The 23577-nt window shown below is 72.3% G+C and carries 20 protein-coding genes; 9 read left to right on the top strand and 11 right to left on the bottom strand.

The features are described 5' to 3' along the window. Positions 1-22 precede the first annotated feature (22 nt). From ACZ7MY_RS29825 to ACZ7MY_RS29805, 5 genes are all read left to right on the top strand, one after another. On the top strand, positions 23-754 hold the full coding sequence (locus ACZ7MY_RS29825; RefSeq protein ID WP_499606396.1) for a TetR/AcrR family transcriptional regulator C-terminal domain-containing protein: 732 nt from the start codon (positions 23-25) through the stop codon (positions 752-754). Between the two features lie 154 nt (positions 755-908). Then, complete coding sequence (locus ACZ7MY_RS29820) at positions 909-2222, top strand: sensor histidine kinase (protein ID WP_499606395.1); 1314 nt, start codon at positions 909-911, stop codon at positions 2220-2222. Between the two features lie 238 nt (positions 2223-2460). After that, positions 2461-3120, top strand: a complete 660-nt coding sequence (locus ACZ7MY_RS29815) for a response regulator (protein ID WP_499606470.1) — start codon at positions 2461-2463, stop codon at positions 3118-3120. Between the two features lie 257 nt (positions 3121-3377). Then, the gene (locus ACZ7MY_RS29810; protein ID WP_499606394.1) at positions 3378-5303 is read left to right on the top strand and encodes a 2-oxoacid:acceptor oxidoreductase subunit alpha; all 1926 of its coding nucleotides are present in this window, start codon (positions 3378-3380) and stop codon (positions 5301-5303) included. Continuing rightward, positions 5296-6381, top strand: a complete 1086-nt coding sequence (locus ACZ7MY_RS29805) for a 2-oxoacid:ferredoxin oxidoreductase subunit beta (protein ID WP_499606393.1) — start codon at positions 5296-5298, stop codon at positions 6379-6381. Before ACZ7MY_RS29810 ends, ACZ7MY_RS29805 begins: the two co-directional genes overlap by 8 nt. A gap of 55 nt (positions 6382-6436) precedes the next feature. On the opposite strand, the gene ACZ7MY_RS29800 is transcribed toward ACZ7MY_RS29805, so the two are convergent. Further along, positions 6437-6832, bottom strand: a complete 396-nt coding sequence (locus ACZ7MY_RS29800; RefSeq protein ID WP_499606392.1) for a winged helix-turn-helix transcriptional regulator — start codon at positions 6830-6832, stop codon at positions 6437-6439. 105 nt (positions 6833-6937) lie between these two features. Between ACZ7MY_RS29800 and ACZ7MY_RS29795 the strand changes: the two genes are divergently transcribed. Next, on the top strand, positions 6938-7795 hold the full coding sequence (locus ACZ7MY_RS29795; RefSeq protein ID WP_499606391.1) for an NAD(P)H-binding protein: 858 nt from the start codon (positions 6938-6940) through the stop codon (positions 7793-7795). Positions 7796-7980: 185 nt separating this feature from the next. After that, positions 7981-8925: an EamA family transporter RarD gene (rarD, locus tag ACZ7MY_RS29790; RefSeq protein WP_499606390.1), complete on the top strand. Its 945-nt coding sequence runs from the start codon at positions 7981-7983 to the stop codon at positions 8923-8925. On the opposite strand, the gene ACZ7MY_RS29785 is transcribed toward rarD, so the two are convergent. Further along, positions 8915-9541 (bottom strand): CGNR zinc finger domain-containing protein, encoded by a 627-nt coding sequence (locus ACZ7MY_RS29785; RefSeq protein ID WP_499606389.1) that lies wholly within the window; start codon positions 9539-9541, stop codon positions 8915-8917. The two genes, rarD and ACZ7MY_RS29785, sit on opposite strands and share 11 nt — an antisense overlap. A gap of 66 nt (positions 9542-9607) precedes the next feature. Here ACZ7MY_RS29785 and ACZ7MY_RS29780 point away from each other — a divergent pair, with 66 nt between their 5' ends. Both ACZ7MY_RS29780 and ACZ7MY_RS29775 read left to right on the top strand, forming a co-directional pair. Further along, positions 9608-10057 carry a VOC family protein gene (locus ACZ7MY_RS29780; RefSeq protein ID WP_499606388.1) on the top strand — a complete coding sequence of 150 codons (450 nt, stop codon included), beginning with the start codon at positions 9608-9610 and terminating at the stop codon, positions 10055-10057. An 89-nt stretch (positions 10058-10146) separates the two neighbouring features. Then, positions 10147-10704, top strand: coding sequence for a flavodoxin family protein (locus ACZ7MY_RS29775; RefSeq protein WP_499606387.1), 558 nt, complete (start codon positions 10147-10149; stop codon positions 10702-10704). 23 nt (positions 10705-10727) lie between these two features. On the opposite strand, the gene ACZ7MY_RS29770 is transcribed toward ACZ7MY_RS29775, so the two are convergent. From ACZ7MY_RS29770 to nuoL, 9 genes are all read right to left on the bottom strand, one after another. Beyond that, the gene (locus ACZ7MY_RS29770; RefSeq protein WP_499606386.1) at positions 10728-11600 is read right to left on the bottom strand and encodes an ABC transporter permease; all 873 of its coding nucleotides are present in this window, start codon (positions 11598-11600) and stop codon (positions 10728-10730) included. Further along, a complete protein-coding gene (locus tag ACZ7MY_RS29765; protein WP_499606385.1) occupies positions 11587-12552 on the bottom strand; it encodes an ABC transporter ATP-binding protein in 966 nt (321 codons plus the stop codon). The genes ACZ7MY_RS29770 and ACZ7MY_RS29765 overlap by 14 nt, the downstream gene beginning before the upstream one ends. Positions 12553-12592: 40 nt before the next feature. Then, positions 12593-13858 carry a LolA family protein gene (locus ACZ7MY_RS29760; protein ID WP_499606384.1) on the bottom strand — a complete coding sequence of 422 codons (1266 nt, stop codon included), beginning with the start codon at positions 13856-13858 and terminating at the stop codon, positions 12593-12595. 270 nt (positions 13859-14128) lie between these two features. Next, the gene (locus ACZ7MY_RS29755; protein ID WP_499606469.1) at positions 14129-15115 is read right to left on the bottom strand and encodes a polyprenyl synthetase family protein; all 987 of its coding nucleotides are present in this window, start codon (positions 15113-15115) and stop codon (positions 14129-14131) included. Between the two features lie 486 nt (positions 15116-15601). After that, a complete protein-coding gene (locus tag ACZ7MY_RS29750; RefSeq protein ID WP_499606383.1) occupies positions 15602-16810 on the bottom strand; it encodes an FAD-dependent oxidoreductase in 1209 nt (402 codons plus the stop codon). Beyond that, positions 16807-18066, bottom strand: a complete 1260-nt coding sequence (locus ACZ7MY_RS29745) for a carboxylate--amine ligase (protein ID WP_499606382.1) — start codon at positions 18064-18066, stop codon at positions 16807-16809. The genes ACZ7MY_RS29750 and ACZ7MY_RS29745 overlap by 4 nt, the downstream gene beginning before the upstream one ends. A 362-nt stretch (positions 18067-18428) precedes the next feature. Then, a complete protein-coding gene (nuoN, locus tag ACZ7MY_RS29740) occupies positions 18429-20081 on the bottom strand; it encodes an NADH-quinone oxidoreductase subunit NuoN (RefSeq protein ID WP_499606381.1) in 1653 nt (550 codons plus the stop codon). After that, complete coding sequence (locus tag ACZ7MY_RS29735) at positions 20078-21673, bottom strand: NADH-quinone oxidoreductase subunit M (protein WP_499606380.1); 1596 nt, start codon at positions 21671-21673, stop codon at positions 20078-20080. Before ACZ7MY_RS29735 ends, nuoN begins: the two co-directional genes overlap by 4 nt. After that, positions 21673-23571, bottom strand: coding sequence for an NADH-quinone oxidoreductase subunit L (gene nuoL, locus ACZ7MY_RS29730; RefSeq protein ID WP_499606379.1), 1899 nt, complete (start codon positions 23569-23571; stop codon positions 21673-21675). The genes ACZ7MY_RS29735 and nuoL overlap by 1 nt, the downstream gene beginning before the upstream one ends. Between the last annotated feature and the right edge of the window lie 6 nt (positions 23572-23577).

Raw genomic sequence — 23577 nt, 5'->3', positions numbered from 1 at the left:
CGCAGGTCCCCGAAGGAGTGCCATGGCCGCAAGGACGAAGCCGAACCCGATCCCCTCCGTGTGGGCCCGCCGGCAGCGCGAGGCCGACCAGCCCGCGCTCAGCCGCGACGCGATCGTCCGCGAGGCGGTCGCCGTGCTGGACGCCGAGGGGATCGAGGCCCTCAGCATGCGCAAGCTCGGGGCCCGGCTGAACGCGGGCGCGACCTCGCTCTACCGGCACGTCGCGACCAAGGACGAGCTGATGGAGCTGGCCGTCGACGAGGTCGCCGCCGAGATCGCGGTCCCCGCCGCCGGCGGCGCCGACTGGCGCGCGGCGGTCACGGAGGCCGCCGGGTCCTTCCGCGCGACAGCGCTGCGCCACCCGTGGCTGTCCTCGGTCCTGGGCCAGGCGGGCCTCGCCTACCTGGGCCCCAACCTCATGTCGTACTCCGAGCGGCTGGCCGCCCTGTTCGCCGGCGCCGGCTTCCCCGAGCCGGGCCGGGCGATCGACACCCTGCTGAGCTACGTGATCGGCATGAGCACCACGGAGGCGGCCTGGCTCACCACGGTGGCCCGCTCCGGCGAGAGCGAGGCCGACTTCATCGCCCGCCTCATGCCCGCCGCGCAGGCCGCCGCGGCCCCCCACGACCACCTGTCCGCCTCCTACGCCGACCCCGCGGAAGCCGTCGGGGACCCGGTCGCGCTGCGCGAGGCCAAGTTCGCCTACGGCCTCGACGTCGTCCTGGACGGGCTGGCGCTGCGGCTGCCCCGCTGACCCCGCCCCGGTGCGGGCCGCCGCAGCCCGGGGGTGGGGTTTTCCCCAGGTCCGAGACGCCGATCCGCACCATGGGCGCGAGGTCCCCGGAAGAGGAGGCTGAAGGCATCACAGGCGGAGACAGGCCGGTACGACGAAGAGGACGGACGTGACCATGGCATACGGATTCCCGGAGCCGCGCCAGCACCGGCTGCCCGCGGCGCTGCGCGCGCCGTTCGAGGCCCGCACCTGGCGCGAGCTCCTGTATCTGCTGCTGAACCTGCCGATGGGCGTCATCGGCTTCGTCTTCACGGTGACGATGCTGTCGCTCGGCGCGGGCCTGCTGGTCACCTTCCTCGGGCTGCCCGTCCTGGCCGTCATGCTGGCCGGCTGCCGGGGGCTCGGCGTCGTGGAGCGCGAGCGGGCCCGCCAGTGCCTGCGCATCGACGTGGCCGCGCCCGAGCCGCTGCGCCGGCGCCCCGGCCAGGGCTTCATGTCGTGGCTCGGCGGCCAGCTGACCAGCGGCGCCTCCTGGCGGCACATCCTGTACTTCTTCGTGCACTTCCCGTGGGGCGTGTTCACCTTCTCGGTGGCCGTCTCCTTCGTCACCTACGGCTGGGGGCTCCTCACGTACCCGCTGTGGCAGTGGGTCTTCCCGGCCTACACCGACCAGCCCGGGCTCCAGCTGTACGGGGACGGGAACGGCAACGGCTGGTGGCTGGACACGCCGTTCGAGGTGGCCATGACCTCCGTGCTCGGACTGCTGCTGGTCCTGGCCACCCCCTGGCTGATCCGCGGCATGGCGTACGTCGACCGCGGCCTGGTCGCCGGGCTGCTGGGGCCGTCACGGCTGGCCAGCCGCGTCACGGAGCTGGAGTCGGACCGGGGCACGGTCGTGGACACCGCCGCCGCCGACCTGCGCCGCATCGAGCGCGACCTGCACGACGGCGCCCAGGCCCGGCTCGTGGCGCTCGCCATGGACCTCGGCCTGGCCAAGGAGAAGCTGCAGGAGGACCCGAAGGCGGCCGCCACCATGGTCGAGGAGGCGCACGGCGAGGTGAAGCTGGCCCTCCAGGAGCTGCGCGACCTGGCCCGCGGCATCCACCCGGCCGTCCTCACCGACCGCGGCCTCGACGCCGCCCTCTCCTCCCTCGCGGCGCGCTGCACCGTGCCGGTGGAGGTGAGCGTGGACCTGCCGGGGCGCCCCGTGCCCGCGATCGAGGGCATCGCGTACTTCACCGTCTCCGAGCTGCTGCAGAACATCAGCAAGCACAGCGGCGCCTCGCGCGCCGCGGTCGACCTGTGGCGCTCCGGTGACCGGCTGATGATCCACGTCGTCGACAACGGTCGCGGCGGCGCATCCACGGGGCGGGGCTCGGGTCTGGCGGGGCTCGCCGAGCGGCTGGGGGCGGTGGACGGCGTCCTGGCGGTCGACTCCCCCGCCGGCGGCCCGACCACCGTCGCGGCCGAGCTGCCCTGGCGGACCTGACCCCGCGGAGCCCGCGGTGCCGCTGGACCGGTGAGGACCGGAAGACCCGAAGACCGCAGAAGCCGCAGAAGCCGAAGAAGCCGAAGAAGAACCTAGAGGACGCTCACCGCGCCCCCCTCCGTCCCTCCCCCGCACTCCGCCCCGGTGGCAAGGCCGTGTGCCGGCCGCCGGAAGCTGGAATGCTGGGGAGGGACACGTCGACGTCGACACGGGGGAGCCGGTAGCGGTGGAGGACAGGGTGCGGGTGGTCATCGCCGAGGACTCGGTGCTGCTGAGGGAGGGACTGACCCGCCTGCTGACCGACCGCGGGCACGAGGTCGTCGCCGGGGTCGGCGACGCCGAGGCCCTGCTGAAGGTGATCGGGGAGCTCGCCGCCGAGGAGGCGGTGCCCGACGTTGTCGTGGCCGACGTGCGGATGCCGCCGACCCACACCGACGAGGGCGTGCGCGCCGCGGTGCGGCTGCGCCGCGACCACCCGCAGCTCGGGGTGCTGGTGCTGTCGCAGTACGTGGAGGAGCAGTACGCCACCGAGCTGCTGGCCGGCAGTTCCCGCGGGGTCGGGTATCTGCTCAAGGACCGGGTAGCCGACGTTCGGGAGTTCGTCGACGCGGTCGTACGGGTGGCCGGCGGCGGTACCGCCCTGGACCCGGAGGTGGTGGCACAGCTCCTGGGGCGCAGCCGCAAGCAGGACGTGCTGGCCGGTCTCACCCCGCGGGAGCGCGAGGTGCTGGGACTGATGGCCGAGGGCCGGACGAACTCGGCGATCGCCAAGCAGCTGGTGGTGAGCGACGGGGCCGTGGAGAAGCACGTCAGCAACATCTTCCTGAAGCTCGGGCTTGCCCCCAGCGACGGCGACCACCGGCGTGTCCTGGCCGTGCTCACGTACCTGAATTCCTGATCCTCTGACGTATCGTCAGAGGCACCCGCGGAGGCGAGAACCGGAGCGGCGCCAGGAGGCGTCCCATATGGAGGAAACAGGCAGCACGGGCTCCGGGGGGCGGTGACCGTGACCCATCAGGGCACAAAGGGAGCTCAGCGCGGCGCTCACGTTGCGGGTAGGCCCGGGAAGGCGACCCTTACCCACGTACGATGGCGCGTGGGACACAAGGTCACGGCCCCGGTCGTGAGCCGCCGCCTCGAAGGAGGTCCGATTCAGTGACCAGCCAGGTCAGCAGCCCGACAACCCCCGATCGTCCCGTTCTGGGAGAGCAGCGGAAACCGGCCAAGGAGACCAGGAAGCTCGATCGGGTGGTGATCCGCTTCGCCGGGGACTCCGGCGACGGCATGCAGCTCACGGGAGACCGGTTCACCTCGGAAACGGCGTCGTTCGGCAACGATCTGTCGACCCTGCCGAACTTCCCGGCCGAGATCCGGGCCCCGGCAGGCACCCTGCCGGGCGTCTCCAGCTTCCAGTTGCACTTCGCCGACCACGACATCCTCACCCCGGGCGACGCCCCGAACGTCCTGGTCGCGATGAACCCGGCGGCACTGAAGGCGAACATCGGCGACCTGCCGCGCGGCGCGGAGGTCATCGTCAACACGGACGAGTTCACCTCCCGCGCGATGGGCAAGGTCGGCTACGCGGCCTCGCCGCTGGAGGACGGCTCGCTGTCGGGCTACGCGGTGCACCCGGTACCGCTGACCACCCTGACGGTCGAGGCGCTCAAGGAATTCCCGCTGACCCGCAAGGAGGCCGAGCGCAGCAAGAACATGTTCGCGCTCGGGCTGCTGTCGTGGATGTACCACCGTCCCACCGAGGGCACCGAGGACTTCCTGCGCAAGAAGTTCGCGAAGAAGCCCGAGCTGGCCGAGGCGAACGTCGCGGCCTTCCGGGCGGGCTGGAACTTCGGCGAGACGACCGAGGACTTCGCGGTCAGCTACGAGGTGGCCCCGGCCGAGGCGGCGTTCCCGGCGGGCACCTACCGCAACATCTCGGGGAACCTGGCCCTGTCGTACGGCCTGGTCACCGCGAGCCGGCAGGCGGACCTGCCGCTCTTCCTGGGTTCGTACCCGATCACCCCGGCCTCGGACATCCTGCACGAGCTGAGCAAGCACAAGAACTTCGGCGTGCGCACCTTCCAGGCCGAGGACGAGATCGCCGGCATCGGCGCCGCGCTCGGCGCGGCCTTCGGCGGCTCGCTGGCCGTCACCACGACCTCCGGTCCGGGCGTCGCGCTGAAGTCGGAGACCATCGGGCTCGCGGTGTCGCTGGAGCTGCCGCTGCTGGTCGTCGACATCCAGCGCGGCGGCCCGTCGACGGGCCTGCCGACCAAGACCGAGCAGGCCGACCTGCTGCAGGCGATGTACGGCCGCAACGGCGAGGCGCCGGTCCCGATCGTGGCGCCGTGCACCCCCGGCGACTGCTTCGGCGCGGCGCTGGAGGCGGCCCGCATCGCGCTGACCTACCGCACCCCGGTCCTGCTGCTCTCCGACGGCTACCTGGCCAACGGCTCCGAGCCGTGGCGGGTCCCCGAACTGGACGAGCTGCCCGACCTGCGGGTGCAGTTCGCGACGTCGCCCAACCACGTCGCGGAGGACGGCACCGAGGAGTTCTGGCCGTACCTGCGCGACCCGGAGACCCTGGCCCGCCCCTGGGCGGTACCGGGCACTCCGGGCCTGGAGCACCGGATCGGCGGCATCGAGAAGCAGGACGGCACCGGGCACATCTCGTACGACCCGGCCAACCACGACCTGATGGTGCGCACCCGGCAGGCCAAGATCGACGGCATCGAGGTGCCCGACGTGGTCGTCGACGACCCGGACGGCGAGGCACGGACGCTGGTCGTCGGCTGGGGCTCGACGTACGGGCCGATCACGGCGGCCGTACGGCGCATCAGGGGCGCAGGGGGCGCGGTCGCACAGGTCCATCTGCGCCATCTGAACCCCTTCCCGCGGAATCTCGGGGAGGTCCTCGGTCGTTACCAGAAGGTAGTGGTCCCGGAGATGAACCTCGGCCAGCTCGCCCACCTGCTGCGGGCGAGGTACCTGGTCGACGCACGCTCGCACACCCAGGTCACCGGCCTGCCCTTCAAGGCCGAGCAACTCGCTGCCGCCATCCAGGAGGAGAGCGCAGATGTCTGAGGCTCCTGCCGTCGAACACCGCACGCCCGGGCTGCCGGCGCTGTCCCTGGTCCCCAAGGCCGAGGCCAAGCAGTCCATGAAGGACTTCAAGTCGGACCAGGAAGTGCGCTGGTGCCCCGGCTGCGGTGACTACGCGATCCTCGCCGCGGTGCAGGGCTTCATGCCCGAACTGGGCCTGGCCCGGGAGAACATCGTCTTCGTCTCGGGGATCGGCTGCTCCTCCCGCTTCCCGTACTACATGAACACCTACGGGATGCACTCCATCCACGGCCGCGCCCCGGCCATCGCGACCGGGCTGGCCGCCTCACGACGCGACCTGTCGGTGTGGGTGGTCACCGGTGACGGCGACGCGCTGTCCATCGGCGGCAACCACCTGATCCACTCGCTGCGGCGCAACGTGAACCTCAAGATCCTGCTCTTCAACAACCGGATCTACGGCCTGACCAAGGGGCAGTACAGCCCGACCTCCGAGCTCGGCAAGATCACCAAGTCGACGCCGATGGGCTCGCTGGACGCGCCCTTCAACCCGGTCTCGCTGGCGCTGGGCGCGGAGGCCTCCTTCGTGGCCCGCACCGTCGACTCCGACCGCAAGCACCTCACGAGCGTGCTGCGGGCGGCCGCCGCGCACCCGGGCACGGCCTTCGTGGAGATCTACCAGAACTGCAACATCTTCAACGACGGCGCCTTCGAGGTGCTGAAGGACCGGACCTCCGCCGAGAACGCGGTGATCCGGCTGGAGCACGGGGAGCAGATCCGCTTCGGCGCGGACGCCGCCAAGGGCGTCGTGCGCGACCGGGCGACCGGAGACCTGAGGGTCGTCGACGTCGACGCGTCGAACGAGGACGAGGTGCTGGTCCACGACGCGCACGCCGCGACGCCCACGACCGCCTTCGCCCTGTCCAGACTCGCCGACCCCGACACGCTGCACCACACGCCGATCGGCGTGTTCCGCAGCGTCGAACGGCCGGTCTACGACGCCCTGATGTCCGAGCAGCTGGAGCAGGCCGTCGAGCAGCACGGCAAGGGCGACCTCGCCGCCATGCTGGCCGGCACCGACACCTGGACGGTCGTGGGCTGAGCCCACCCGCCCACGGCGCCCACCGAGGCCGCCGTACGGGGCCCGGGCCTGACGATCAGGCCCGGGCCCCGTCGTACGTCCGGCGGGCCGCCATGACCTGCTCGGTGCGCCGCTCGGTCCAGCGGGCGAGCGCCCAGACCTGGTCGGCGGCCTCCTTGCCGAGCGGGGTGAGGGAGTACTCGACGCGCGGCGGGATGACGGGGTGCGCCTCGCGGTGCACGAAGCCGTCGCGCTCCAGCGTCTGCAGGGTCTGGGCGAGCATCTTCTCGCTGACCCCGCCGACCGTGCGGCGCAGCTCGCTGAAGCGCAGGGTGCCGTCGGTCAGCGCCGCCAGCACCAGCACACCCCAGCGGCTGGTCACGTGCTCGAGGATCACGCGCGAGGGACAGTTGCGCGCGTTCACGTCGGGGGGCGCCTGGAGCACCTCGCTCAGCTCTTCCCTTACGTCCATACCACTAGCTTACTTTGAAGTGGGTACTTTCTGGAAGTTAGTACCAGCCCTAGGGTTAGTCCAGTCATCACCGACGGGGACTAAGGAAACTGGAGTGAACCCCTCATGAGCATCGTCGTCACCGGAGCCACCGGACAGCTGGGCCGCCTCGTCGTGGACCGGCTGCTGGCCGAGGTACCGGCCGAGGCGGTCGTGGCCGTCGTGCGCGACGCCGACAAGGCCGCGGACCTGGCCGCCCGGGGCGTCGAGCTCCGGGTGGCCGACTACAACGCACCCGGGACACTCAAGGGCGCCTTCCAGGCGGGCGACGTGGTGCTGCTGATCTCGGGCAGCGAGGTCGGGCAGCGCGTCGCCCAGCACACCGCCGTGATCGAGGCCGCCAAGGAGGCGGGGGTCGCGCGGCTCGCGTACACCGGCATCCTCGGCGGACCGGCCGCCGACTACCTGCTCGCCGCCGAGCACCACGCCACCGAGCAGGCCCTGCTGGACTCCGGCCTGACCTACACGATGCTACGCAACGGCTGGTACACCGAGAACTACACGGCGCAGATCCCCACCCAGCTGGAGCACGGCGTCGCGGGCAGCGCGGGCGAGGGCCGCGTCGGCTCCGCCGCCCGCCGGGACTACGCGGACGCCGCCGCGGCCGTGCTGACCGGCGAGGGGCACGAGAACGCCGTGTACGAGCTCAGCGGGGACGAGGCCTGGACGATGGCCGAGTACGCCGCCGAACTGGCCCGCCAGTCCGGCCGGCCGGTGGCCTACGCCGACCTGCCCGCAGACGCCTTCCTGGCGGTCCTGACCGGCGCCGGGCTGCCCGGGCAGATGGCCGCGGTCTACGTCGACGTGGACGTCGCCGGCATCTCCCGCGGCCTCCTCCAGGGCGGCAGCGGCGACCTCGCCCGGCTGATCGGACGTCCCACCACCCCGCTCGCGGACACCATCGCGGCGGCGCTCAAGAGCTGACCCCGGGCGGCGGGGCGGCGGGCGGCGCTCCACTCGCGGGGCCCGTCCGCGGCCCGCCCGCGGCCCGTCCCGGCGCGTTCCCGACCTGCGGCGAAGGTGTCATGACCGTCATGCGATACGCAGATGACGGGAGGAGGCCCCGCACGCTACCTTCGAGCAGTCGGCGAGCGTCCCGGGAGGAACGAGTGAGCGAGCAGCGTGCCGGTCTGCTGTACGGATTCGTTGCCTACGGGCTCTGGGGGCTCTTCCCCCTCTACTGGCCGCTCCTCGAACCGTCCGGCGCGGGCGAGATCCTCGCGCACCGCATGGTCTGGTCGCTGGTCGTCGTCTCCGTCGTGCTGCTGGCGATGCGCCGCTGGGCGTGGGTCCCCGAACTCCTGCGGCAGCCGCGGCGGCTCGCGATGCTCGCCGTGGCCGCGGCCGTCATATCCGTGAACTGGGGCCTGTACATCTGGGGCGTCAACAGCGGCCACGTCGTCGAGACCTCGCTGGGCTACTTCATCAACCCGCTGGTCACCATCGCCCTCGGCGTCCTCGTGCTGCACGAGCGGCTGCGGCCCGCGCAGTGGGCGGCCGTGGGCGTCGGCGCCGCCGCCGTCCTGGTGCTGACCCTCGGGTACGGGCGGCTGCCCTGGATCGCGCTGACGCTGGCCTGCTCCTTCGCCACGTACGGCTTCATCAAGAAGAAGGTCGGCATGGGCGGCCTGGAGTCGCTGGCGGCGGAGACGGCGATCCAGTTCCTGCCGGCCCTTGGCTACCTGCTCTTCCTCGGCACCCGGGGGGAGACAACCTTCGCCTCGCACGGGGCCGGGCACGCCTCCCTGCTGGCCGCCTGCGGCGTCGTCACCGCGGTGCCGCTGATCTGCTTCGGCGCGGCGGCCATCCGCATCCCGCTGAGCATGCTGGGGCTGCTGCAGTACCTGGCCCCGGTCTTCCAGTTCGGGCTCGGACTCCTCTGGTTCCACGAGGAGATGCCGGCCGAGCGCTGGGCCGGCTTCGGCCTCGTCTGGCTCGCCCTGGCCCTGCTGACCTGGGACGCGCTGCGCGCCGCCCGGCGCGGCCGGATCGCGGTGCGCGACGCCGCCGTGGTGCCGGACGAGGCGGCGCCACGCGGGGCCGTCACGGGGTGAGCGGCGGCGTCCGCGTCTGCGGCGCCTCCCGGCGGGAGCGGTGGGCACGGACCTTGTGGCGGTTTCCGCAGTGCTCCATGGAGCACCAGCGACGCCTGCCCGGGCGCGAGGTGTCCACGAAGACCAGCCGGCAGTCGTGGGCGGAGCATTCCCGTACGCGGTCGGCGTACGGGCCGGAGAAGAGCTCCACCGCGTCCCGCGCGACGGCCGCCAGGACCTGGTTCCCGGTGACCGGGGTGCGCCAGCTGCGGCTCCCGTCGGGGGCCAGGCGCAGTGCGGGGGGACGCCAGGCGGCCGCCTCGTTGAGGACGACGAGGTCGGGGGCGGGGAGCGGCTCCCCGTGGACGCGGGCGACGGCGATGCGCCAGAGCGCGTCGCGCAGGTAGCGGGCCACGGCGACGTCGTCCGGGGAGACGGTGAGGGCGCCGGGGTAGGGGCGCAGCCGGGACGCCGCCGCCCAGCGGGCCAGGTCGGCGGGGCCCTGGAGGACCTCGTGGCCGGCGTGGGCGCCGGGGCCGCCGGTGGGCAGCAGTTCCAGGCCGAGAGCGCCCGGGTCGAAGCGGTAGGCAACTCCTTCGGATGAATGGAGGACCAGACCGATTGCGGGCTCCGTCATGTAACCAATATAACTGGTTACGAGCGTCGGTCGCGGCCGGCGGGGACGCGAACGAGGGGGCTCGTCATGGCAGTTCACTGGAAGCTCGTGATCGACGCGGCGGATCCGCATCAGCAGGCCGCCTTCTGGGCGGAGGCCCTGGAGTACACGCTCGAGGACCACAGCGTGCTGATCGGGAAGCTGCGGGGCTTCGGCGCCGTCACGGAGGAGATCCTGACGGAGGTCGCCGGCCGTGCGGCCTGGCGGGACCTGGCCGCCGTGCGGCATCCGGACGACCCGTACGACGAGGAGAGGGGCAGCGGCCTCGGGCGGCGCATCCTCTTCCAGCGGGTGCCCGAGGCCAAGACGGCGAAGAACCGGCTGCACATCGACCTCCACCCCGGCGAGGGGCGACGGGAGGAGGAGGTGGCCCGGCTGGAAGCGCTCGGCGCGAAGGTGCTGCGGCGGATAGCCGAGCCCTCGGGCACCTGGGTCGTCATGGCCGACCCGGAGGGCAACGAGTTCGACGTCGCATAGCCCTCGTGCGCTCGCCTTGACGGCGGAGGCGGAGCGGTGAAAACATCTCCATGCGTACGCAACTAATGCACACGCAAGGAGATGACGGGGTGTCGGACTCAGAGCGGTCGTTCCTCTTCCTGGTGGGAAGCAGCCGCGCCGACGGCAACACCGAGACGCTGGCGCGGCAGGCGGCCGAGCAGCTTCCGCCCACGGCGGACCGGCGCTGGCTGCGGCTCAAGGACCTGCCGCTGCCGCTCTTCGAGGACGTCCGGCACGAGGGCGAGGGCCGCTATCCCGCGCCGTCCGGGCATGCCGCGACGCTCCTGGAGGCCACCTTGGCGGCCACCGACATCGTGGTGGTCTCCCCGCTGTACTGGTACAGCGTCTCGACCTCCACCAAGCTCTACCTGGACCACTGGTCGGGGTGGATGCGGGTGCCGGGGCTGGACTTCCTGGAGCGGATGCGCGGCAAGACCCTGTGGTCGGTGACCGTGCACGGCGGCCGGAACCCGGCGACGGCGGCCCCGCTGGTGGGCACCCTGCGCCACACGGCGGACTACGCCGGGATGCGCTGGGGCGGGGCGTTGCTGGGCTACGGCAGCAGGCCGGGCGACATCCTGCGGGACACGGCGGCACTGGGCCGGGCGAAGAACTTCTTCAGCTGACCGGCGGCCGGCGGTCGGTGGCCTCAGGCCGTGACGTCGCGGGTGGTGAAGCGGGCCCAGGCCGCGGATCCGAACACGGCGACGTAGAGGGCCTGGAGCTGGAAGTTGCTGCGCATCTCGTCCCAGTAGACGGGGTCGCGGACCAGGTCGGCGAAGCTCAGCCAGTAGTGCGGGAAGAGGTAGGGCTGCACGGCGTGCAGTTGGGGGATGGTGTCGACGATCTGCACGGTGATCAGCAGGCCCACGGTGGTCGCCATGGCGGCGATACCGCTGGTGGTGAGCGTGGAGATGAACAGGCCCAGCGCGGCGATGCCGGTGAGCGAGGCGGCCACGACCAGGGCGACCAGCAGCGCGCGCAGCAGCCCCTCGGAGAAGGGGACGGTCGTGCCCGACAGCAGGGTGACGTCGCCGAGGGGGAAGAGCAGCGCGCCGGTGACCAGTGCCGAGACGGCCACGACGAGCGTGCCGATCAGGCAGAAGGCCAGGACGGAGGCGTATTTGGAGACCAGCAGACGGGTGCGCCCGGCCGGGGCCACCAGCAGGTAGCGCAGGGTGCCCGCGTTGGCCTCGCCGGCGATGGCGTCGCCCGCCACGACACCGATCGCCATGGGGAGGAAGAAGGGCAGGGTCGCCGCGAGTGAGGCGAACACCAGGAACAGACCGTTGTTGGTGATCAGCGCGACGAAGGCCGGGCCGTCCCCGCCACCGCCGCCGGCCGAGCCGCCGTCACCGGTCTCGATCCGCACCGCGATGCCGATGAGCACCGGGACCCCGGCCAGGACGGCCAGCAGGGCGAGGGTGCGCCAGCGGCGGAGCACGGTCACCAGTTCGCTGCGGAACAGCCCGAGCGAGCGGATCGGCCACACCGACCTGGTCAGGGTGTCAGCCTGCGACATCGAAGCCCTCTCCGGTCAGCGCGACGAACGCGTCCTCCAGCGACGCCCGTTCGACGCCGAAGCCGCGGACGCGGACTCCGGCGGCGACGAGTGCGGCGTTGAGAGCGGCGAGTTCGGGGAGCGCCGCCGGGTCCTGCGGCAGTTCCCCGGTGACCCGGTCGCCGTCGGCGGCGAGACCGGTGACCCCCTGCTCCTTCAGGACGCGCACCGCCTCGGCGGGGTCGGGGGTGCTGACCACCAGGCGCCCGGCGGAGGACAGCGCCTCCACCGGGCCCTGGGTGATCAGCCGGCCGCGGGACATCACGGCGGCGTGCGTGCAGACCTGTTCGATCTCGTCGAGGAGGTGGGAGGAGAGGAAGACCGTGGTGCCGTCCGCGGCCAGTTCCCTGACGAGCGAGCGGATCTCCCGCATGCCCTGCGGGTCCAGGCCGTTGGTGGGCTCGTCCAGCACCAGCAGCTCCCTGGGCCGCAGCAGCGCGGCCGCCAGGCCGAGCCGCTGCTTCATGCCCAGCGAGTAGGCCCGCGCCTTCTTGCCCGCCGCGGCGGCCAGGCCCACCCGCTCCAGGGCGGTGTCGACCCGCGCCCGGCGGGTGCGGGGTCCGGCGGTCGGATCGGCGGCGTCGAAGCGCAGCAGGTTGTCCCGGCCGGAGAGGAAGCCGTAGAGGGCAGGACCCTCGATCAGCGCGCCCACGCGCGGCAGGACGCTGCGCACCGCGCGCGGGATGGGCTCGCCGAGCACCCGCGCCGTGCCGGAGGTCGGGGCGATGAGCCCCATCAGCATGCGGATCGTCGTCGTCTTCCCGGAGCCGTTGGGCCCCAGGAAGCCGAAGACGCTGCCGCGGGGGACGGCCAGGTCGAGGCCGTCGACGGCGAGCTGTCCGCCGCGGTACCTCTTGGAGAGCCCGCTCGTGGAGATCGCGTGCTCACCGGTCTGGGCGGACGGCTCCCCCATCGGCGCTCCTTCGCTCTGTGACGGTGCCCTGCTCCGCGCCCTACTTCGCGGCCGCGTCGGCGGCCTTGATCAGGGCGTCCTGGGTCACGGTGCCCACGTAGACCTTGCCGCTGTCGGTGATCAGGGCGTTCACCAGGCGGGTGCTGACCACCGTGCCGGTGCCGAAGTCGCCCTTGACCTCCTTGCCGAAGGTGCCGAGCAGCCCCTGCCCGCCGAGGCCCGGGGCCCCTTCGCCGCCCTTGGAGGGTTCGGCGTTGAGCGCCTCCTGCGGCAGCCGCAGCTCGGCGATGGAGTCCCAGCCCTTGCCGAGGACGTCCAGGCCCTGCAGGCCCTCCAGGCCGCCGCCGAGGCCACCGAACTCCTCGTGCGCCCCGCGGCCCTGCTGCCCGGGCTTCTCCGCCGCCTTCTCGCCGGCCTTCTCCGTCGTGACCTCGGCGCCCTTGGGCAGGGTGAAGTCGAAGGTGGAGGCGGCGGGCCGGGAGAAGTCGACCTTGGTGAAGGCCACGTCGACGATGGCCTTCCCGCCGCCCCGCGGGGCGAGGGTGAACTTCAGCGGCACACCGGTGCCGGCGTCGACGCCGATCCGGATCGCCCCGACCGTGGAGTCGGTCGCCTTGGGCGTGACCACCAGCTGGTAGGCGTCCCGCCCGGCGATGCGCGCGGTGCCGTCCACGCTGACGGTGGAGGTGTCGTCCGCCGCGTCGAGGATCTTCTTGGCGGCCTCCTGCGGGGTGGCCGGCCAGCCCTCGGGCAGCTCGTGCCCGCCCTTGGCCCGGTCCTCACCCTGCGTCTCCTGCGGGAGGCCGGTCAGGTGGTAGGCCTGGTTGCTGCCGCTGTCGTAGGCCCAGACCTCGTCACCGTTGTGGATGAGGCTGTACTCGGCGGCGTTCTGGACGATCGACACCTTCTGCCGCTGCGGGCCGTCGGCCGCCACGCGCAGGGTGTGGGAGCCGGCCAGCAGCTGGGGCAGCTGCTCCTGAGGGTCGGCCGAGGAGTCCCCGCGGCCGCCGCCTCCGCCGAACGGCCCCGCGGCGCCCGTGGCGCCGGTCAGCACGGCCGGCAGGCCGAAGTCCGTGCTGATGCGGACCGATCCGGAGATCGTCTCGGTGTCCGAGGCCGCGACCTTGGCGATCAGCTCCTCGGCCGTGATCCTGGGCAGATCCGGGCTGCCGGCGCTCGCGAGCGCCGGTACGAGCCCGATGGTGGCCGCGGCGACTCCCGCCGCCGCCACCGGGACCGCGTAACGTATCGCCTTGGCCCGGCGCCGGGGCTCCCGGTCGTCGTCCATGGGCTGGATGGGTGCCATTACGTCCCTACCTCCGTTGTCAACGGCGGGTTCCCGTCAGCGTCGCACTCGTCCACCTCGGGCCATTGTCACCCGATCCGCCGTGTGGTGGTGCCTCTTATCCCATCAATCCCGCCACCCGGGCGCATCGCCCGCCGGGATCAACTCCGCGTACACCTCTGGGATGACGTCCCCTGACAACGGCTCAGGGCATCCGGCACCCCCGCCCCCGTGGCCGCGGGGGCCGCGTGGGCGCCGGGGACGGACCGTCGCGGGCCGGCCCGGGCGGGACTAGCCCGCGCGGTGCACCACGGCGTCGCAGAGGCCCTCCAGGGCCCGCTTGGCGGCGCAGTCGGGCAGCGGGGCCAGCAGGGCCCGCGCCTCGTCCGCGTAGCGCACGGTGTCCCGGCGGGCCTGCTCGAGCGCCGGGTGGGCGCGCAGCAGCCCCAGTGCCTCGGCGTGCCGCCGGTCGTCCGTCAGATCGCCGTCCAGCAGTTCGCACAGCCGCCGGTCGTCCGCCGAGGCGAAGCCGCCGGCCTTGGCCACGGCCGCACGCAGGTGCAGCACCGGCAGGGTCGGCACGCCCTCGCGGAGGTCGGTGCCCGGGGTCTTGCCCGACTCGTGCGAGTCGCTGGCGATGTCCAGCACGTCGTCGGCGAGCTGGAAGGCCGTGCCGACGCGCTCCCCGTACTGGGTGACGATGTCGACGACGCCCTCGTCGGCGCCGGACATCATCGCGCCGAAGCGGCACGAGACGGCGATCAGGGAGCTCGTCTTGCCGGCGATGACTTCCAGGTAGTGGTCGATCGGGTCGCGTCCGTCGCGCGGGCCGACGGTCTCCAGGATCTGCCCGGTGACCAGCCGCTCGAAGGCCTCGGCCTGGATGCGTACGGCCTCCGGCCCGAGGTCGGCCAGTATGTGCGAGGCCTTGGAGAACAGGAAGTCACCGGTCAGCACGGCCACCGAGTTGTCCCAGCGGGCGTTGGCGCTCGCCACCCCGCGGCGCACGTCGGCCTCGTCCATGACGTCGTCGTGGTACAGCGTGGCCAGGTGCGTCAGTTCCACCACGACGGCCGACGGCACGATGCCGGGCGCGTGCGGGTCGCCGAACTGGGCGGCCAGCAGGGCCAGCAGGGGACGGAACCGCTTCCCGCCCGCGTGCACGAGGTGGCGGGCCGCCTCTGTGATGAAGGGCACATCGCTCTTGGTGGCCTCCATGAGGCCTTCCTCGACGGCGGACAGCCCGGCCCGGACCCCGGACTCGAGGTCCTCGTCCATGACGCTCAGCCCGAAGGGCCCGACGACGGTCGTCACCTGGGATTCTCCTGTCGCTGAGATCGCTTCTGCGGCTTGCGGCGTGGCGCTTTACTACACCGGCAGAGTAACCGGTCGCCTCTCGATCACTGCGAGGGCATGGCCCCCTCGGGCCACTACGCCCGGTTTTGCCCGCCTGTGCCACCGGCCCGTCCCGGTCCCTCGCACCGCCTCGGCCCCGCTCCGCCGCCCGGCCGCCGTCCCACCGCCGCCTCGGACCACCCCTGACGGGGCGCCCGGAACGGGCCCCGCGCGGGGACTTCCCCGCTGTCCCGCCTTCCCCGCGGACCGCCCGCCATGCGTCCGCCGTGCCCCCGCCGTGTGCCGCCCCGGTACGTCCCCGGCGCGCACGGCGAACGGCGCGGCCCCCCGCCAAGTGCGGGGAGCCGCGCCGTGGATGGCCGCGCGAGCCCTCTCCGAGCGGAACCGGTCCGGGTCGGCCCGGACCTCCTAGCGCCCGTACGTCTTCGCCACCGCCGCCGCCAGGCGCGGCGAGGCCCACTCCGTACCGCACACGAAGCGCAGCACCGGCCCGAAGGTGGCCGCGGCAGGCAGGCCGGTGAAGTACAGCCCAGGGACGGAGGAGCCGAAGTCGGCGCCCAGCCGGGGCGAACCGCCGGTACGGGCCAGTTCGGCGCGCAGCTCCGGGCCGAGGAAGTCCAGCGCCTCCAGGTCGACGCGGTAGCCGGTGGCGGCCATGACGTGGTCGGCGCGGAACTCGGCCGCCCGCCCGCCGGGAGCGGCGGTGGACAGCACGACCCCGCCGTCCTCGTCCAGGCGGGCGCTGCGCAGCGTGTGGCCCTCGCTGACGGCGACCTTGCCCTCGAAGCGCTCCCGCAGCCACCAGGCCCCCAGCGGCCCCAGCACGCGCCGCACGAGGTACAGCCGCAGCGGCGCGGGCAGGCCGCGGAAGTACTGGGCGTGGTACGTGAAGGCGTACAGCGACCAGGCCCGGCCGAAGGGCGACGGGGGCCGCAGGCGCGGCTGCCGGTCCGGGGGGTCGCCGAAGCCCACGGCGCGCCGTCCGCGGGCCAGCAGCCGTACGGTGGCGCCCGCCTCGGCGAGCAGCGCCGCGCTCTCCAGGGCGGACTGCCCGGCGCCGACGACGACCACCTCGCGTCCGGCGAGCCGGCCCGGGTCGGTGTGCTGGGAGCTGTGCGAGACGGGCCCGGCCGCGGACGGCCCGTCGGGGGTGACGCGGCGCAGCACGTCGGGCGTGTACGCCAGGCCGTGCAGCCCGCTGGCGACGACGACCGCCCGGGCCCGGAACTGCTCGCCGGAGTCCAGCTTGAGCTCGAAGCCGCCGCTCGCGGCCCGGTCCACGGACACCACGTCGACCTGCTCCAGGTCGGGGACGAGCCGCTCCTGGAACCAGTGGCCGTAGCGGACGAAGGTCTCGGCGGGGATCAGGTCCCAGTCGGTGACCAGCGGCTTCTCCCCGGCGTCCAGGCAGAAGTCGCGCAGGGTGTGGCCCGGCCGGGCGGTGGAGATGTCGGAGGCGGCGGGGGTGGACTTCAGCACCATGGCGGAGGGCATGTTCTCGCGCCAGCTGACCATCGGGTTGCCGAAGGTGCGTACGGGAACGCCCCGTTCGCGCAGGTGTGCGGTGGTGGACAGACCGTACGGACCGGCGCCGATCACGGCAACGGGCGTCGTCATGGGTGTTCCCTTCGCATCGCGGTTCGACGTCGTGACCGGTACATCTGCATCAGGTGCCGGGCGCCCGGTCGCACGAAGCGGGCGAGCATCGTGACGAACGGCCGCGGGTCGTCGGCGGCCAGCCAGGCCAGTTCGGTGCCGGTGGCGCGGGCGGGGGCGTGGGGCGTCGTGTAGCCGCTGCGGCGGTAGGCCAGGAGGGCGGGCAGGTCGATGTTCTCGACGACGAAGCGCCGGCCCTCCAGTTGCCCGGCCCGGGGGATCTCCCGGCCGGTCAGGTCCAGGTGCTGCGCGCGGACGACGTCGATCCCGGCCGCGGATTCGAAGAGCCGGAACTGGGCGCCCATGCGGGGGTTGAAGTCGAGCAGTTTGTAGCGCCCGTCGCGGCGGTCGTAGCGCCAGTCGAGGTCGGCGATGCCCCGGAATCCGATGGCCGCGCAGAACCGGCGGGCCGTCGCGGCGAGTTCCTCGTTGGCCACCACGTAGGCGCAGGCCGTCATTCCGGCGTGCGGCGGCCAGGAACGCACCTTGACCCCGGTGAACACCACCGGCTCCGTCGCGCCGTCCCCGAAGTAGGCGTGCACGATCCAGTCCTCGGCCTCCTCGCGCGGCAGGTACTCCTGGAGGATCACGCCGGGCTTCGGTCCCCAGCCGCGGGCCAGCGCCAGCAGTTCCTCCGCGTCGTCGATCCGGGTTGTGCCGGGTACGGCGGGTGCCCGGCGCCGCTCGAAGGCCTCCCGGTTCTTGGCGACGACCGGGAAGCGGGCGTCCGCCGCGAACTTCTCGACCTCCTCCGGCGAGTCGGGGAAGGACGCCCGGGGCGTCGGCACCCCGTGCCGGACGCACAGCTCGTGCAGACCCTGCTTGCTGGCCAGGCGCCGGGACAGCCCCGGGTCGTCGGCGCGCGGGAAGAGGAAGAGGTCGTCCAGTTCCGCGGCGTGCTCGGCGATGAGCACGGCCGCCTCCTCGTCGGTCGGGACGAGCACCGTGGGGCGCCCGATCCGGCGGCCGATCCGGCGCAGTCCCTCGACCAGGCGCTCCGCCGGTTCCAGTCCGGTGGTCGGCCAGACGAACCGCCCGCGCAGGTAGCGGGAGGCCGCGGCGGGCGTGCGCCGGTCCTCGGTGACGGCGTACATGGGGACCCCGAGCCTCCCCAGGCTGCGGATGGCCCCCACGCCACCGTGGTGCAGCGGATAGTTCCCGATCTTCACGATCAGCCCCGGCACGGCAGGGTCGACCGCGAACGCGGACTTCACCACGTAATCCCCCCAATGATCACGGTATTGATCGGCCCCTCCCGACCGTGACCTGAAAGGAAGCTAAGCCCGAATTGACCATCGCTGCAAGACTTTTCCGGACATTGCGAACTCTTTAGACAATCGAGAATCGCTGTTCACCGGGGCACGAAGTGGCCGAATCCATCGGGGTGTCGGGGGCGCACGCAGGTCAGGAAGTCGGCACCGGAGGGGAATTGGCGCGATCAAGGCGTGACAGGCCGAATGGGCGGCCCGTTGTGCGGCTCAATGGGCGGCCCGGAGTGCGCCCCGGCGCGCAGGTCACGGCAGCACGACGCCCCGCGACCGGGGAGCCGGTCGCGGGGCGCTCGGGCCGTGCGAGGGGGTCAGCGGACGAAGACCCCCGCCTGGTTCGCGAGGTCCAGGAAGTACTGGGGCGCGACGCCCAGCACCAGGGTGACGGCCACGCCCACCGCGATGGCCGTGGAGGTCAGCGGCGAGGGCACCGCGACCGTGGGGCCGTCGGCCTTGGGCTCGCTGAAGAACATCAGCACGATGACCCGGATGTAGAAGAACGCGGCGATCGCGGACGAGATCACACCCACGATCACCAGCGGCACCGCGCCACCCTGTGCGGCGGCGCTGAAGACCGCGAACTTCCCGGCGAAGCCCGAGGTGAGCGGGATGCCGGCGAAGGCGAGCAGGAAGACCGCGAAGACCGCCGCCACCAACGGGGAGCGCCGCCCCAGACCCGCCCAGCGCGACAGGTGCGTGGCCTCCCCGCCGGCGTCGCGCACCAGCGTGACGACCGCGAAGGCGCCGAGCGTCACGAAGGAGTACGCCGCCAGGTAGAAGAGCACCGAGGAGACGCCCTCCGGCGTGGTCGCGATGACACCGGCCAGGATGAACCCGGCGTGGGCGATCGAGGAGTACGCGAGCAGGCGCTTCACGTCGGTCTGGGTGACCGCCACGATCGCGCCGACCAGCATCGTGAGGATCGCGACGCCCCACAGCACCGGCCGCCAGTCCCAGCGCAGCTCCGGCAGGACCACGTAGAGCAGCCGCAGCAGCGCGCCGAAGGCGGCGACCTTGGTGGCCGCGGCCATGAAGCCGGTGACCGGGGTCGGGGCGCCCTCGTAGACGTCGGGCGTCCACATGTGGAAGGGCACGGCGCCCACCTTGAACAGCAGCCCCATGCCGACCAGCGCGGCGCCGATCAGCAGCAGCGCGTCGTTGCCCGCCGAGTCGGCGAGCGCCGGGGTGAGCTTGGCGGTGCCGTCGACCACCGACGCGATGCCGGAGTAGGAGACGGTGCCCGCGTAGCCGTACAGCAGGGCGATGCCGAAGAGCAGGAAGGCGGAGGAGAAGGCGCCCAGCAGGAAGTACTTGACGGCCGCCTCCTGCGACATCAGGCGGCGCCGCCGGGCGAGGGCGCAGAGCAGGTAGAGCGGGAGGGAGAAGACCTCCAGGGCCACGAAGAGCGTCAGCAGGTCGTTGGCCGCGGGGAAGATCAGCATGCCGCCGATGGCGAACATCAGCAGCGGGAAGACCTCGGTGGTGGTGAAGCCGGCCCGGACGGCCTCCTTCTCCTGGTCGCTGCCGGGCACCGCGGAGCCCTGCGCGGCGAAGGAGTCGACGTGCCGGCCGTGCGCCTTCGGGTCGAGCCGGCGCTCGGCGAAGGTGAACACCCCGACCAGGCCCACCAGCAGGATCGTGCCCTGCAGGAAGAGGGCCGGGCCGTCGACGGCGACCGCGCCCATGGCGGCGATGTGGGCCTTCGTCGTGGCGTAGCCGCCCGCCGCGAGCGCCACGACCGCGGCGAAGGAGGCGGCCAGGCCGACGACCGCGAGGCCGACCTGCCCGGTGTAGCGGAAGCGCCGCGGCGCGAACGCCTCGAGGAGGATGCCGAGGACGGCCACCCCGAAGACGATCAGGACCGGGGCGAGCTGGGCGTACTCGATCTTCGGCGCGGTGATCTTGTCGGCGGCGAGCGGTGCCGCCGTTGTCCACAGGCTGTGGACAGCAACTGTGCTGCTCACTTGGATGCCTCCAGCGCCGGCTTGGGGTCGGTCTTGTGCACGTCGGAGAGCGTCTGCCCGACCGCCGGGTTGACGACGTCGGTCAGCGGCTTCGGGTAGACGCCGAGCAGGAGCAGCAGCGCGATCAGCGGCGCCACGACGGCGAGTTCCCGGACCTTCAGGTCGGGCATGCCCTCGACCCCGGCCTTCACCGGGCCGGTCATCGTCCGCTGGTAGAGGACGAGGACGTACAGCGCGGCGAGGACGATGCCGGCGGTGGCGACGATCCCGATGGCCGGGTAGCGGCTGAACGTCCCGACGAGGACGAGGAACTCGCTGACGAAGGGCGCGAGCCCCGGCAGCGACAGGGTGGCCAGTCCGCCGATCAGGAAGGTGCCGGCCAGCACCGGGGCCACCTTCTGCACCCCGCCGTAGGAGGCGATGAGCCGGGAGCCGCGGCGGGAGATCAGGAAGCCCGCGACCAGCATCAGCGCGGCGGTGGAGATGCCGTGGTTGACCATGTACAGCGTCGCGCCGCTCTGGCCCTGGGAGGTCATCGCGAAGATGCCCAGGATGATGAAGCCGAAGTGCGAGATCGACGCGTAGGCGACCAGCCGCTTGATGTCGCGCTGGCCGACGGCGAGCAGGGCGCCGTAGATGATGCTGATCAGCGCCAGCACCAGGATCACCGGCGTCGCCCACTTGCTGGCCTCCGGGAAGAGCTGGAGGCAGAAGCGGAGCATCGCGAAGGTGCCGACCTTGTCGACGACCGCGGTGATGAGGACCGCGACCGGCGCCGTGGCCTCGCCCATGGCGTTGGGCAGCCAGGTGTGCAGCGGGAACAGCGGGGCCTTGACCGCGAACGCGAAGAAGAAGCCCAGGAACAGGGCGCGTTCGGCGGTGGTGGACATGTCGAGCTTGCCGGACGCCCGGGCCTGGAGGATCTCCTGGAGGGAGAAGGTGCCCTGCCCGAGCTGGTCGGCGGTGACGGCGTAGAGCCCGATGACCGCGGCCAGCATGATGAGCCCGCCGGCCAGGTTGTAGAGCAGGAACTTCACCGCCGCGTAGGAACGCTGACGGGCCGCCTCCTCCTCACCGTGCTCGTGCGCACGGTCCCCGAAGCCTCCGATGAGGAAGTACATCGGGATGAGCATGGCCTCGAAGAAGATGTAGAAGAGGAAGACGTCCGTGGCCTCGAAGGAGATGATCACCATCGCCTCGACCAGCAGGATCAGCGCGAAGAAGCCCTGGGTGGGCCGCCAGCGGCGGTTGGGGTTCTTCTCCTCCAGGGGGTCTGCGTCGTGCCAGCCCGCGGCGATGACGAACGGGACGAGCAGCGCGGTCAGCGCGATCAGCGCGACGCCGATGCCGTCGACGCCGAGTTCGTAGCGGACGCCGAAGTCGGCGATCCAGGCGTGGGACTCGGTGAGCTGGTACCGGGCCCCGCCGGGGTCGAAGCGCACGAAGACGACGGCGGCCAGCACGAGCGTCGCCAGCGAGACGAGCAGCGCGAGCCACTTGGCGGCCCCGCGCCGCGCGGCCGGCACGGCGGCGGTCACGATCGCGCCGAGCGCCGGCAGGCCGGCGGTCAGGGTGAGCAAGGGGAACGACATCAGGCAACACCCCTCATCAGCAGCGTCGCGGCGACCAGCACCGCGGTGCCCGCCAGCATCGACACGGCGTAGCTGCGCACATAACCGTTCTGGAGACGCCGCATCCGGCCGGAGAGGCCGCCGACGGCGGCAGCGGTGCCGTTGACGACGCCGTCCACACCCTTGTGGTCCACGTAGACCAGACCGCGGGTGAGGTACTCGCCGGGCAGCACCAGGGCGACGTGGTTGAAGTCGTCCTGGAGCAGGTCGCGCCGGGCGGCGCGGGTGAGCCAGGAGCCGCGCGGGGCGACGGCCGGAACCGGACGGCGTCCGTAGACGGCCCAGGCCAGGGCCACGCCGAGCACCATGACCACCATGGTGGCGCCGGTGACCGCGCCCGCGCCGATCGGCGGGTGGCCCTCCTCGTGACCGGTGACCGGCTCCAGCCACTTCACGAAGGCCTCGTTCCAGCTGAACAGGAAGCCGGCGAAGACCGAGCCGAAGGCCAGGACGACCATGGGGATCGTCATCGACTTCGGCGACTCGTGCGGGTGCGGCTCGTGGCCGTCCGCGTCGGGCTGCCAGCGCTTCTCGCCGAAGAAGGTCATCAGCATCACGCGGGTCATGTAGAACGCGGTGATCGCCGCGCCCAGCAGGGCCGCGCCGCCGAGGATCCAGCCCTCGGTGCCGCCCTTGGCGAAGGCGGCCTCGATGATCTTGTCCTTGGAGAAGAAGCCGGACAGGCCCGGGAAGCCGATGATCGCCAGGTAGCCGAGGCCGAACGTGACGAAGGTGACCGGCATGTACGTGCGCAGGGCCCCGTACTTGCGCATGTCCACCTCGTCGTTCATGCCGTGCATGACCGATCCGGCGCCGAGGAAGAGCCCCGCCTTGAAGAAGCCGTGGGTGACCAGGTGCATGATCGCGAAGACGTAGCCGATCGGGCCGAGGCCCGCGGCCATCACCATGTAGCCGATCTGCGACATCGTCGAACCGGCCAGCGCCTTCTTGATGTCGTCCTTGGCGCAACCGACGATCGCGCCGAAGAGCAGCGTGACCGCGCCGACCGTCACCACGGCCACCTGGGCGGTGGGCGCGGCGTCGAAGATCGCGCCGGAGCGGGTGATCAGGTAGACGCCCGCGGTCACCATCGTCGCCGCGTGGATCAGGGCCGAGACCGGGGTCGGGCCCTCCATCGCGTCGCCGAGCCAGGACTGCAGCGGGACCTGGGCCGACTTGCCGCAGGCGGCCAGCAGCAGCATCAGGCCGATGCCGGTCAGGACGCCCTCGCCCGCCCCGTCCACCGCGCCGAGGACCGGCCCGAAGGAGAAGGTGCCGAAGGTGGTGAACATCAGCATGATCGCGATGGACAGGCCGACGTCGCCGACGCGGTTGACGATGAAGGCCTTCTTGGCCGCCGTCGCCGCGCTGGGCTTGTGCTGCCAGAAGCCGATGAGCAGGTACGAGGCGAGGCCCACGCCCTCCCAGCCGACGTACAGCAGCAGGTAGTTGTCGGCGAGGACCAGCAGGAGCATCGCCGCGAGGAACAGGTTGAGGTAGCCGAAGAAGCGGCGGCGCCGCTCGTCGTGCTCCATGTAGCCGATCGAGTAGATGTGGATGAGCGTGCCCACACCGGTGATCAGCAGCGCGAAGGTCATCGACAGCTGGTCGAGCTGGAAGGCCACGTCCGCCTTGAAGCTCCCGACCGAGATCCAGGTGAAGGCGGTCGAGTGCAGCGCGCGGTCCTCGCCGCCGCGACCGAGCATGTCGAAGAAGAGCACCGCCGCGACGGCGAAGGACGACCCCGCGAGCACGGTGCCGATCCAGTGGCCCGTACGGTCCAGCCTCCGGCCGCCGGTGAGCAGCACACCGGCGCCCAGCAGCGGCAGGAGGACGAGCCATCCGATCAAGTAGTCCACTGTGGC

Source organism: Streptomyces sp. NPDC111520, from assembly GCF_055635295.1.
This window is presented reverse-complemented; position numbering and strand designations above follow the sequence as displayed.

What these genes read in the sequence shown, in the direction of transcription:
- ACZ7MY_RS29825 (WP_499606396.1), top strand. Translation starts at nt 23, where the DNA reads ATGGCCGCAAGGACGAAGCCGAACCCGATCCCCTCCGTGTGGGCCCGC.
- ACZ7MY_RS29820 (WP_499606395.1), top strand. Translation starts at nt 909, where the DNA reads ATGGCATACGGATTCCCGGAGCCGCGCCAGCACCGGCTGCCCGCGGCG.
- ACZ7MY_RS29805 (WP_499606393.1), top strand. Translation starts at nt 5,296, where the DNA reads ATGTCTGAGGCTCCTGCCGTCGAACACCGCACGCCCGGGCTGCCGGCG.
- ACZ7MY_RS29800 (WP_499606392.1), bottom strand. Translation starts at nt 6,832, where the DNA reads ATGGACGTAAGGGAAGAGCTGAGCGAGGTGCTCCAGGCGCCCCCCGAC.
- ACZ7MY_RS29795 (WP_499606391.1), top strand. Translation starts at nt 6,938, where the DNA reads ATGAGCATCGTCGTCACCGGAGCCACCGGACAGCTGGGCCGCCTCGTC.
- ACZ7MY_RS29785 (WP_499606389.1), bottom strand. Translation starts at nt 9,541, where the DNA reads ATGACGGAGCCCGCAATCGGTCTGGTCCTCCATTCATCCGAAGGAGTT.
- ACZ7MY_RS29780 (WP_499606388.1), top strand. Translation starts at nt 9,608, where the DNA reads ATGGCAGTTCACTGGAAGCTCGTGATCGACGCGGCGGATCCGCATCAG.
- ACZ7MY_RS29770 (WP_499606386.1), bottom strand. Translation starts at nt 11,600, where the DNA reads ATGTCGCAGGCTGACACCCTGACCAGGTCGGTGTGGCCGATCCGCTCG.
- ACZ7MY_RS29765 (WP_499606385.1), bottom strand. Translation starts at nt 12,552, where the DNA reads ATGGGGGAGCCGTCCGCCCAGACCGGTGAGCACGCGATCTCCACGAGC.
- ACZ7MY_RS29760 (WP_499606384.1), bottom strand. Translation starts at nt 13,858, where the DNA reads ATGGCACCCATCCAGCCCATGGACGACGACCGGGAGCCCCGGCGCCGG.
- ACZ7MY_RS29755 (WP_499606469.1), bottom strand. Translation starts at nt 15,115, where the DNA reads ATGGACGAGGACCTCGAGTCCGGGGTCCGGGCCGGGCTGTCCGCCGTC.
- ACZ7MY_RS29750 (WP_499606383.1), bottom strand. Translation starts at nt 16,810, where the DNA reads ATGACGACGCCCGTTGCCGTGATCGGCGCCGGTCCGTACGGTCTGTCC.
- ACZ7MY_RS29735 (WP_499606380.1), bottom strand. Translation starts at nt 21,673, where the DNA reads ATGTCGTTCCCCTTGCTCACCCTGACCGCCGGCCTGCCGGCGCTCGGC.